Genomic DNA, 10,984 nt, shown 5'->3' with positions numbered 1-10,984 from the left:
ATTTTTCGCAACAGTGCCATTGATTGTATGCTGTTGGTAAATTGGCAACATTTAAATAGGTTAAAATATAAATGCGTTTAGCATTGGCATTTTGGATTAAATTATCAACCGCAGCTTTTACATTCATAGCGATGGTGCCTGGAAACGAAACTGAACCAACTTTGCTAAAAAATGTTTTAAGCTTAAAGCTTAATAAGTCATTTGATAGGGTTTCAGCAATATCATTACCGCCTATATAGATTAAATAGGCCGTATTATCATTTTTTACTACTTTTTTAGTACTTAAGTCATTTAAATAAATATTAACCTGCTGATTTAGTCCGGGAATAGCAATTTTACTAATAGAGACTGTATTATTTAGATAAGATTGCTTTAAATTATATAGACTTTGTTCATCTATCATTTGAAGTGGGGTATAATCTTGATTAGTAAAACCATTAATAGTTAAAGCACCTGCCCAGGCATAATTTAATGAAGTTGATGCGTCTGGGACTGTGCTTGCTTTATACAGATTATACCAAGAAGTTAATTTTGAGTTTATTGTAGTTGTTGTGAGAAAAGCATTATAGATAAAATATTCTGGCCAATTAATACTTCTATAGGTTTTAACTTGTCCATTGATGAGGCCTTGCGGCGATGAAGCATCGCTTAAAAATTGTTTGGTGGGGTAGCTCCAGTTGATGTTAGATTGAGGAACTTGAAAGTTTGTACCGTATAATTGTGAATTGACTGGATTCGCTATTGGAATATATAGATTATATGGTGGAGTATCGCTAGAACTATAATCATTTGGTTCTGGGAAATTGCCGGTATCGCTTAGGCTGTCACCAAAGATGACGAGTCTTTCAAATGGTAAGGATGGGCTCGCGTATGGGGTAGATATCATCCCTAGACATAGGAAGCTGACAAGAAAGCGTTTAAGCATGAAATAACCCTTATGCTGATATAGTTTATCTATAGTCTATCTTTTTGAATCCTAGCATGGTCGATTATTTAAGGCAATAATATATGATTTTAAAAGATATAGTAAATTGCTAATAAAATAGATAATAATTTATTATTGTTGTTATATTTTAAATGATTTTTAGTGGATTTATTTTTTCTGGTTGTAGTTCTAAGTGCCGGTAATTTAAGATGTGGAATAGCGTTGGTTTGAGTACTTGTTCTTTTTAAGATAAATTTTTAATATAACAAAATAGCCTAAGAAGGAGAGCTAGGTGATAGATAGTCATTTAAGTGGGGCATACCAGCGTTTATTGGTCTTACCTGTAGCACGTATGTGCCGATTGTCAGCAAATATGATTACTATTTTAGGCTTGTTGAGTGGTTTGGTCTCGGCGTTATGCATTGCATTGGGCTGGCCTTCTTGGGCCGCTTGTTTGTTATTGCTGTCAGGTTATTTAGATAGTCTTGATGGTGTTGTTGCTCGTTATTATGCACAGAGTTCAAATCAAGGTTGTGTTTTGGATATTTTCTGTGATCGGATGGTAGAGTGTGCTGTCATGCTGGGTTTGTTGTTGGTTGATCCAGGTGCACGCGCATTGGCTGCTTTTTTAATGCTAGGTGCGAGCTATTTATGTATTACTTCTTTTCTAGTGACTGCTATTTTTTCTAAGCAAGCGCATTATAAAAGCTTTCACTATAGTCCAGGTTTAATGGAGCGTTGTGAGGCGTTTGTCTTTTTTATTGTGATGATTTTGTGGCCGGCCGGATTCGCCGGCCTAGCATTTGCTTATAGTGGCTTGGTCTTGTTGACTGCTTTGATGCGTGTGGGTCAGTTTATTTATTTTCATCGTTTGAGTAATATTTGATGCCAATTTTAATAGGCTTACGGTCGTTATCACGGCGCCAATTATTGGTATCACGTAATGAATATGCACAGCCACAATATTCTTGTTGATAGAACTCTTCACGCTTGGAAATGTCGATCATGCGTTTAGAGCCACCGCCTTTACGCCAGTTATATTGCCAATAGGTCATCTCGGGGTATTTAACGGCGGCACGTACGCCGCAGTCATTGATTTGCGTCATATTTTTCCAACGTGAAATACCAAGAGAGCTGGTAATGACTTTAAAGCCATGCTCATGTGCATAGAGTGCAGTACGCTCAAAGCGCATATCAAAGCACATGGTACAGCGAATGCCGCGCTCAGGTTCATGCTCTAGGCCTTTGGCGCGTTTAAACCAGTTATCAACATCATAATCTGCATCGATAAAAGGAATGCCATGTTTATCGGCAAAGCGTTTATTTTCTTCTTTGCGAATCTCATATTCACGTTTAGGGTGGATATTTGGATTATAAAAGAAAATTGTATAATTAATACCGGATGCTAAGAAGGCTTCCATCAACTCACCTGAGCATGGTGCGCAGCAGGAGTGGAGCAAGAGTTTATCTGCACCGTTAGGAAGTTCGAGGGGGTCACGTTGTACCATGATTGGTTCTCAAATATTGCTGATTTTGGCCTTATTATCTTAATTGTCTGCTATTGATGCAAGCGGTATTAAAAAATGGGCTGATAAAGAAAGTGAGTTAAAGTGATAAGATAAATTAAATAATAAAAGAAAGCGTAATTAAAAAAGAGAAGAAGTAAAGTGATTAGGTAACTATGCATGGAATTAGTATTAAAAGAGATAAAAGATAAAATAAGCCAAAAATTAGCACTTTGGCCTCAAGTGACGCTAATGACAGATGATTTAAAAAGGTATTTTGACTATTATGGCTTTCCTTTGGCTGATCATATTGACATTAAAACCCAGGCTATTTCAGTTAAAGATTATCAAATTGCCGTTTATCGCTTTAGGCCAAGCTTAAATCTAAATCCAAGCCAGTCATCTCAGCAGCCGTTGCGACACGTGTTGATTATGCATGGGTATTTAGATCATGTCGGAGTTCATAGTGACTTAGTTAAGGAGCTTTTAACTAAAAACTGTCAAGTGACTTTATATGATATGCCGGGCCATGGTTTATCGACTGGGTCAAATGCTGAGATTGATGATTTTAGTCGTTATATTGAGGTATTAAACCAAGTATTATCCTGTTTACAGCAAGAGCAACAATTGCCTGATACGATTATAGCCCATAGTACGGGTGCTGCGACTTTGATTTTAGGCTTATTATCTCAGCAATTACCTGATGTTTTAGCGATGAAAGTTGCTTTAATTGCGCCCTTAGTACGCATTGCTAGCTGGTATCGAGTGAAGTTGGCTTACTATTTAGCACGGCACTGGCTTAAAAAAGTCAAGCTTGGTAAGGTTAATAATAGTGCGGATAAGGATTTTGTTGACTTTTTAATGAATGATCCGTTGCGTCATGGCATGATGCCTGTGCAATGGTTAGAAGCGGCTTTTCATTATGAAGCCGGTCTTAAGCACTATGCCTGTTGTGATAAGGAGTTAATCATTATGCAAGGCCGTAAGGACACTACAGTGGCGTGGCGTTATAACCTACGTTTTTTGCGAGATAAATTTCCATATTCGCGTATCTATTGTCTAGAAAATGCCAAGCATCATGTACTGTATGAAAGTACTGAATTGCGCGAGTGCGCTCGTAACATTTTATACGAGCGCTTAGATCTGTTGTAATAAGTTAAGCTTAAAGCCTAGCTTAGACGAGTGTTAGGCAATGACGAAAATGTGCATTATGACCGTGGACGATATTTAAGTATGCTTCTTTGAGTGTGTGAGTGATAGGCCCGATTTGGCCATCTGCGATGATTTTATCGTCAAGGGAGCGAATCGGGGCAATTTCTGCTGCTGTTCCTGAGAAAAACACCTCATCTGCTTGATAAAAATCATCAAGACTGAGTTGGGTTTCTATAGTGTGAATGCCTAGAGTATGAGCGAGCTCTAGTAGCGTTGCGCGGGTAATGCCGGCAAGAATATGGCCTGTTTGTGGGGTATAAAGCGTACCTTCTTTGATCATAAATATGTTTTGGCCACAGCCTTCGGCAACATGTCCATCGGTGTCGAGCATTAATGCTTCATGGTAGTGGCTGCCACGAATACATAAAGCGGCTAAATTGCTATTTAAATAGTGCCCAGCAAACTTTGCTGCGCTGACGGTTGTGCTTGGATGAATACGTGCGATTGGGCTGGTTTTTACATCGAGTAAGCCTTGTGGAACGATGCTTGCATTTGGCCAGCAGGCAATAGCGCACTCTGCATTGATAGCGGTCGGGGTCACTTGCATGCCGTAGCCAAAGTAAGCGACAGGGCGAATATAACCTGATTGCAGCCCATTGGTTTTGACTGTTTTAATCGTTGCTTCGGCTAAGGTAGTTAAGTCGTAGTCAAGCTGCATATTTAAGGCTTGGCAGGAGAATAAAAAACGCTCTAAATGTTCTTGTAGGCAAAAGATTGCTGGGCCTTCGGGAGTTTCATAACAACGAATGCCTTCAAAAATCGCTGAGCCATAATGTAAACTGTGGGTAAGAACATGGACGGTTGCCTTGTCCCAGGCGATGACTTGGCCGTTATGCCAAATCCACTGTGTAGACTGCATTAGATTACTCATGATTGCTTTAATTTAGTTTATTACTGGGTGTCTTGATGTTGGTGTTGGCATCATAGCATCGATTAATGGTATGGTCATCTGTATAATAAAGCAATTTTATACGCTTTTATATAAGCAGTTAATTTGGAAATGGCTAATTTTAGGGGATGGCTGTGATTGATTTTGTAAAATTTTTACACGCTGAGCTGAGTAATCTCAATGAGATGATAGAAAACGATGAAGAAGTTGAACAGAGTGAATTTTTAGTAGAGCGTTTGACAGATGTTGAGGCTCTATATTATGACTTCGTTAAATCAAATAAAACAATCATCAGTAGTGAGAAAGAGGCAGAAGAAACAGAAGAAGAGGCTAGCTATTACTTATTTGCAACTTGGTTGTATCTTGAGCAACAGCAGCGCGGAAAAATTCCAGCAGATGAAGAGAGCTTTAATTTTGATAATGTTCAAACCGTGACCGAAGATGATGAACGTATTGATAATGCATTTTTTATCGTTGGCATGTTTGAGCAACACCTTGAAGATATGGAAATGCTGGATGATGAACCTGATCTGCATATAGAAGAAGACGATGATGATGACGAGCCTCGGCACTAGATAGTGCCGAAGAGGCGGTCGCCCGCATCGCCAAGTCCTGGACAAATATAGCCCTGTTCATTGAGATGCTCATCGATTGCTGCGGTGTAAAGCTGGATGTCGGGGTGGTGTTGTTTGAGATAAGCAATGCCCTCGGGTGCAGCTAAAATATTCAAAAAATGTATATTCTTGATGCCGACTTCCTTGATACGCGTTAATGCGGTTGCGGCAGAATGCCCAGTTGCTAGCATGGGGTCACAAACGAGAACGTATTGGTCAGGCTGTTGAGGTGGGAGATTAAAATAGTAGCAGTCAGCTTGTAGGGTTGTTTCATCGCGCTTTAAGCCAATATGACCGACAACTGCATTTGGAAACAGAGCGGTAATTCCTGAAACCATGCCAAGCCCTGCACGTAATAGTGGAATGATCATGGGGGCGGAGTGATTAAGGCACCGGCTTGTGCAGGTTTGTACTGGGGTGGTGATGGTTTTGGTTTTTATAGCAAAGTGGCGGCTGGCTTCATAAGCGAGTAGGTGTGCGATCTCACTGGTAAGGCTGCGAAACAGTTGTGTCTCTGTTTTTATACAGCGCAGCAAGCTGACTTTATGGGCAAGAGCTGGATGATTTATATGTTGAGCGAATGATGTGGTTGAATCCATAGTATTTAAGCCTTTGTTTTCTTATTTTTTAATTTGTTTTTAGTATAGTGGCTGTATAGCAAAATGCTAAAACCCACAGTGACTTTACTATTTTTTATTTATCTATAATTTATGAATTAAATAACTGGACTAATTGGTATGCTTCATAGCTAGCCAAGATTATAAATAATAAGGCAGAAGCGATACGAATTTGTTGCAATGGGAGTTTTTTACACCAGATTTTTCCAAGGAAAACCGCAGGAATATTAGCGATCATCATACCCAATGTAGTACCCAGGGTCACCCAGAAAATAGTTTGATACTGGATGCTTAAAGTCAGTGTGATCAATTGAGTTTTATCGCCGAGTTCTGCGATAAAAAAGGTAATTAAGACGACCCAGAAAATATTTTTATTTTTTGTTTTTTTAGGTTCACTTTCATCTAATGTATCAGGGATTAAGGCCCATACGGCTGTGATAATAAAAGATAGCATCAGCAGGCTATGTAAAATAATGGGGCTGAAAAAGGAGCTGAAAAATACACCCAGCCATGTGGTGATACCATGATTTAATAAGGTTGCGATAAAAATAGCCAAAATAATCGGCAGTGGTTTTTGAAAGCGTGCGGCAAAAAGTAAAGTGAGTAATTGAGTTTTATCACCAAGTTCTGCGGTGCTAACGGTTAATGTAGAAATTAAGAATGAGTGCATTTAGAGTTCTCCAGAGCTGCCGAGCTTTGCAATAAGCCAATAGCAAACCACTTCTAAGCTCGGCGCTAAAGAAGTTATTTACTACTGGTCTTGCTAACCTTACGGCGCGTGTGCCATGAGATATTCTCAAGTATGTTGACACATGCCTTTTGATAACCGGAATAGTTGGAAATCAAAAGAAGCTACTCCCCAGAGTTGGGTAGATTGTATGGCGAGAGTAATAAAAAGGCAAGCGTTTAACTTGCAAACTGTTGATGGTGCGCTAGCGTTTGGAGAATATAACATTTAAAAAATAACTTAAAATTGATGCATCTGATGAAATAATATCGCCAGGCACAGGTAAGTTTGATGTATGTTATTTGCTACAAGAGGGGGCAGCTGGAGGGTAACCATCCGGTTTTCCTGCATGACCATCAAGCATCAACCTAGATTCCCCTTGTACTTCTCTTATTCGCCTCGTAACTATGGATTCTAGTTACTTGATATATTCTGTTCCATTTGTAGGATTATCTGAATTAGTATCTGTATAAATGGCTGTAAATTTTTGTTCCCACGCTTGCTCTACTTGGGGGAGAGAGTTATCAATAAACACAATACTTGAATGGTCTGTACTACTGTTTTTTAAGCTGCGATCTCCTGCAAGCCATTTCAGTGTAGCAAGTTTATCACCTTGTTCATTATAGTATTCAAATCGAGGACGTTCCAAAGGTGTTGGATTTTGTTCCATCCACTTAAATGTAGCAGAAAATTTATCCTTAATTTCAGTGCGGTTTTCAAAGTCAGGGACTAATGCATAATCTGGATCTAAATTAACATTATACTCAGCTTTAAAAAATTGTCTGACATCTCTTTCTGTTAAACCTCCTGAGGTTATACAGGCAATGCTATCACCATTGGCTAAAATTCCTTGCAATAATGGCTGTCATTCTTTCTTTATGTAATGTATAGCATTTATAGAGCCCATAGGGATTATAGCTTGAGAGAGTGTAATTAACCGAGTTTACTTTTGTTTGACGGTTACTTGTATAAAACAGTGTTTCATCTATATCAAATGCAAAAATCATTTTTGGCATATTTTTATCTCCACTGTTATTCTAAAAAATTTATGAACTATAATATAAAAAAATATTTTTTTATTGTTTTTTTAAAATAAATTTTTTAAGTTAATTTTCAGTATCTCTAAAAGTATTAGTAGAGTGTTCTGCAGTTAAGAGTAACGCGTGTAAAACCTATATTTTTATTGGTTATTAGGAGTGTGAGCCGGTGAATTACTCACACCAGCACCAGAGCTTACTGAGTGATGTTGAAACATAAGGGATGATGGCTCTTTACTATCACTTTTTTCTTGAGATTGATTTTTTATGTTTTTATCGTCTTGGCTGCTTATTAAAAAATATTGACTTGAACTTTCTTCTTCATATTTAGCATGCTTCCATAAATCTTCTTCACAAACAGCTGCATTGATTTTAGTAATTTCTATTCTTAGTAAATAGTGGCTATGATGGTTTAAAAGCTCAACAAGCTGATTGATTTCAGGTGCAGTACTTTTTAAATCTTTTACTTTTTCTAATACGGCAGCACATAAGTTGGGTAATGTTTGAGCTTTATCAATTGCTGATTTTTTTGATTCTTCTATATCTAAAGTTTTAAGAGTTTCTTTAACTTTTAAAAAAGCCTCTGCTTTTTCTTTTTCACTATTTTGAGCGCTAAAGGTTTGTTTATTTTCATCCTTTACCTGAGATAAAGCATAACGGCGTATATCTCCCATGTGTACTGGCTTATCATGTGGTGATATCTTTCTTTTAAAATGATAATTTTTATAATCATTTAAAATTTTTATAAGCATGTCACCTTCAGGTGTTATTGCCTTAAAATCATATGGCTCTCTTTCTGATATAATCTTGCATAGCTCACCTAAGGTGTAACAACATGTGAGAGATAACTTTCTTGATGTTAATAGGTCTAGCTCTTTAATTTTTTCTATAATTGTTAAAAATGCTATTTTATGCTCTAGTTCTCTTTTTCTTATCGCTGCAGCTAAATTTTCTTCTGCTTGTTTGTAATAAGGTTTAATTGTTCGTTCAGCAATTATTTCTTCGAGTTGTTGAATGTAGTGTGTTCCATTTGTTAAGTCATTTTTATTATTATCTGCATAAATTGTTTTAAAACCCGCGGTATCTGCTGATTCAATATGTGGGGAATAGTTGTCGATTAATACGATATTTGTGTAGCAGTTCTCCCCTGCGATTTCTATAAGCGCAGATGTTTTGTCTCTAGTATTGTAGTAGTGTTGAAAATCATTACCTAAATCAATACTATATTCAATTTGAAAAAACTGTTTGATTTCTGATTTTTTTATGCTCCCTGCTGTGATAAAGGCGATTTCATCACCATTTTTTAGAATGTCCTGCATGATTTTTTTTGTTTTTTCTTTTTGCAGCGTGTGACATCCGCTAAAAGCACCTTGATAAGGGTCATAGTTTGAAGGTGTTCTTTCAACAGCGTTTAGTGACAGTAATCCTTGATTATTACAAAGTAAGGTCTCATCTAAGTCAAATGTAAAGATCATTCTTGGCATAGCTCTTAACCCCTAACTCTAAATGACTGAGTGTTAGTAGACTGCGAGTCTGATAAATTTATATTTACACTTAAAATGTCATTTTTTCAGTCTTAAAAAAATAAAAAAATTATTATGTTTATTCTTTATTTTTAATAGTTAATTTTTATTGTGAATAATTCATTGTATAAGTTATATTTTTAATGTAAATATAAAATTATATTTTTGTTTTTTTTAGTTTTTATATAAAGTTAAATTTTATTTTAGAGGTTAGTCACATACCGATGCCAATATTAGAATATAAAAGACCACGTAGTGGCTCGATTATTGAAAGAAAATTAGAAAATGGCAATATCGAAACATATCAGTCAGTGGGAGATTTGGGCAAAGGCACGCATGGCAGTGTAAGGCGATTTGAGTCACAAACGGGCTTGGCAAAATTTGCGGTAAAGCGGCCCCTTCAGATTGATATAGATGGCTTAGAGCTTCTTTGGAAGGAAAAACATTTTTTTAAAAAAGCTTACCCAAATGAGGAAGCTTTATTTGAGCAAACAGAAGATTGTGATGGTCGTTTAGTTATGCCTCTTTTTCCGGGGGATAATTTCCATGAAACCTTGAAAAAATATCCAGAGAATGCACATGAGATTGTTTTGGCCGTGGCTCTTGAGTTACAAAGGATCCACAATCTAGGCCTACAACATGGTGATATTAAGTTTGATAATGTGATTATCGAAGAAAAACATGGAGTGTTTAATGCAAAATTTATTGATTTTGGCTTCGCCTATGAAACACCAGGAGAGGCGACAGCCACATCTGAGGTATGTCCATATTTTGCACCAGAACGAACTCGGTTAACTGATTATCAAGTAAGTAAGTATCAAGTAACTAAAGTAGTTGAGGCTGATTTTAATCAAGATGTGTATTCTTTTGGTTATATGTTAGCTTGCGCACATCGTCATGCAGTAAAAATGCCGCAGGCATTTTATGGCTTTATTAAGAATGCTCAAAATAAAGTTGCTGCATTGCGGCCAACGTTGACATCTTTTCTTCAGGAACATTTGCAAGCACAATTAGGCAATCATTATATTGCAATTGCGCTGGGTAACTTGGAGGCTTATCAAGTAATTAGGGCTTTGGGTTTAGATCTTTGTGGTACAGAACTTGCGCTTGATAACCTTCAGCAGTTTGATCTACATTGTCAGCACTTAGGGCATCTTGGGCTTAAAGAGAGAGCTTGTATTCATAAAGTGCTTGATAATCCTTGGAAATTTTATGGAAGTTACGCATGTTTAAGTAGTATTTATGATGAAATTCAACAGGTTTATGAGGGCATTAAGGCTCATATTACTGCTGGAAATTGGCAGCCAAGTGTAGGTGTTCAATTTAATCAATATCAGTCGCAGGCGTTGCAAGCGGTTTTTGAGTTTTTAATGTCTGAAAAGTCAGATTTAAAAACGTTAATTAGTCAGCTTGCTAAATATGAAGCAGAATTTTTATCTTCTTCAAATATAAAAAATAATTATCCAGAGTTTGTAATGATTTGCCCTAGAATTTTAGAAAAAATAAGAGCTCAAACTACTAGCGATGTACAAGAAGAAGGGGCCTCTGCGCAACATTTATTTTTTAATCAGCAAGAAGCTGGTGCTGCTGCCGCTACAACCGCTTATATGCCGCGTTAGTTTAAGGTAAAATAATTACCTGTTATTGGCCTGTCGTGCTGTAAATATATTGATAGTTTAGTTTTGTGGCGAGAGTGGTAGATTACTATTGTGTTTTGAAACAGGTGTCTCAGCTGCATTATATAATATAGTTGGAGGTATTTTGTTTTCTAATTTTTCTGGTGATTCCTTTATTTTTTGCCATTTAAAATAACTCATCTGAGTGGGACTGATTGAAAAATTTTCAAATAATTTTAAAAACTCACCTTACGCACATGTCATAAACATTTTAATCGCCTAAGCTGTAAAACTCCAGATATGATCTGACAAGCTTAAA

11 protein-coding genes, 1 pseudogene and 1 riboswitch are annotated in these 10,984 nt (G+C 37.0%); of the genes and pseudogenes, 4 read left to right on the top strand and 8 right to left on the bottom strand.

Going from position 1 to position 10,984, the window contains the following annotated elements; translation table 11 throughout:
- Positions 1 to 925 (bottom strand): annotated as a pseudogene (locus tag C200_RS09345) (hypothetical protein); the annotation flags it as partial.
- 292 nt (positions 926 to 1,217) lie between these two features.
- On the opposite strand from C200_RS09345, the gene C200_RS09340 reads away from it, so the two are divergent.
- On the top strand, positions 1,218 to 1,811 hold the full coding sequence (locus C200_RS09340) for a CDP-alcohol phosphatidyltransferase family protein (RefSeq protein ID WP_016210775.1): 594 nt from the start codon (positions 1,218 to 1,220) through the stop codon (positions 1,809 to 1,811).
- On the opposite strand, the gene C200_RS09335 is transcribed toward C200_RS09340, so the two are convergent.
- Positions 1,780 to 2,433, bottom strand: coding sequence for an epoxyqueuosine reductase QueH (locus tag C200_RS09335; protein WP_017377589.1), 654 nt, complete (start codon positions 2,431 to 2,433; stop codon positions 1,780 to 1,782). The two genes, C200_RS09340 and C200_RS09335, sit on opposite strands and share 32 nt — an antisense overlap.
- A gap of 177 nt (positions 2,434 to 2,610) precedes the next feature.
- On the opposite strand from C200_RS09335, the gene C200_RS09330 reads away from it, so the two are divergent.
- Positions 2,611 to 3,582, top strand: coding sequence for an alpha/beta hydrolase (locus C200_RS09330; RefSeq protein WP_016210784.1), 972 nt, complete (start codon positions 2,611 to 2,613; stop codon positions 3,580 to 3,582).
- A gap of 22 nt (positions 3,583 to 3,604) precedes the next feature.
- Here the strand turns inward: C200_RS09330 and C200_RS09325 are convergent, their stop codons facing one another.
- Positions 3,605 to 4,501, bottom strand: coding sequence for a branched-chain amino acid transaminase (locus C200_RS09325; RefSeq protein WP_016210782.1), 897 nt, complete (start codon positions 4,499 to 4,501; stop codon positions 3,605 to 3,607).
- A 158-nt stretch (positions 4,502 to 4,659) separates the two neighbouring features.
- Between C200_RS09325 and C200_RS09320 the strand changes: the two genes are divergently transcribed.
- On the top strand, positions 4,660 to 5,106 hold the full coding sequence (locus C200_RS09320) for a hypothetical protein (protein WP_016210786.1): 447 nt from the start codon (positions 4,660 to 4,662) through the stop codon (positions 5,104 to 5,106).
- On the opposite strand, the gene upp is transcribed toward C200_RS09320, so the two are convergent.
- The 5 genes from upp to C200_RS14570 all read right to left on the bottom strand — a co-directional run bounded on the left by upp (position 5,103) and on the right by C200_RS14570 (position 9,010).
- On the bottom strand, positions 5,103 to 5,744 hold the full coding sequence (gene upp / locus C200_RS09315) for a uracil phosphoribosyltransferase (protein WP_016210787.1): 642 nt from the start codon (positions 5,742 to 5,744) through the stop codon (positions 5,103 to 5,105). The two genes, C200_RS09320 and upp, sit on opposite strands and share 4 nt — an antisense overlap.
- A 109-nt stretch (positions 5,745 to 5,853) precedes the next feature.
- Positions 5,854 to 6,432 (bottom strand): TMEM165/GDT1 family protein, encoded by a 579-nt coding sequence (locus tag C200_RS09310; RefSeq protein WP_016210789.1) that lies wholly within the window; start codon positions 6,430 to 6,432, stop codon positions 5,854 to 5,856.
- Between the two features lie 14 nt (positions 6,433 to 6,446).
- Positions 6,447 to 6,635, bottom strand: a riboswitch (yybP-ykoY riboswitch).
- Positions 6,636 to 6,907: 272 nt separating this feature from the next.
- Entirely contained in the window at positions 6,908 to 7,345 is a 438-nt protein-coding gene (locus tag C200_RS09305) for a hypothetical protein (protein WP_016210776.1), read from the bottom strand.
- Entirely contained in the window at positions 7,320 to 7,505 is a 186-nt protein-coding gene (locus tag C200_RS09300; RefSeq protein ID WP_033923742.1) for a hypothetical protein, read from the bottom strand. Before C200_RS09300 ends, C200_RS09305 begins: the two co-directional genes overlap by 26 nt.
- Positions 7,506 to 7,669: 164 nt before the next feature.
- Positions 7,670 to 9,010, bottom strand: a complete 1,341-nt coding sequence (locus tag C200_RS14570; RefSeq protein ID WP_052047085.1) for a hypothetical protein — start codon at positions 9,008 to 9,010, stop codon at positions 7,670 to 7,672.
- A 263-nt stretch (positions 9,011 to 9,273) separates the two neighbouring features.
- Between C200_RS14570 and C200_RS09290 the strand changes: the two genes are divergently transcribed.
- Positions 9,274 to 10,668 (top strand): protein kinase domain-containing protein, encoded by a 1,395-nt coding sequence (locus tag C200_RS09290; RefSeq protein WP_016210785.1) that lies wholly within the window; start codon positions 9,274 to 9,276, stop codon positions 10,666 to 10,668.
- Positions 10,669 to 10,984 lie beyond the last annotated feature (316 nt).

Source organism: Piscirickettsia salmonis LF-89 = ATCC VR-1361, assembly GCF_000297215.2.
GTDB lineage: Bacteria > Pseudomonadota > Gammaproteobacteria > Piscirickettsiales > Piscirickettsiaceae > Piscirickettsia > Piscirickettsia salmonis.
This window is presented reverse-complemented; position numbering and strand designations above follow the sequence as displayed.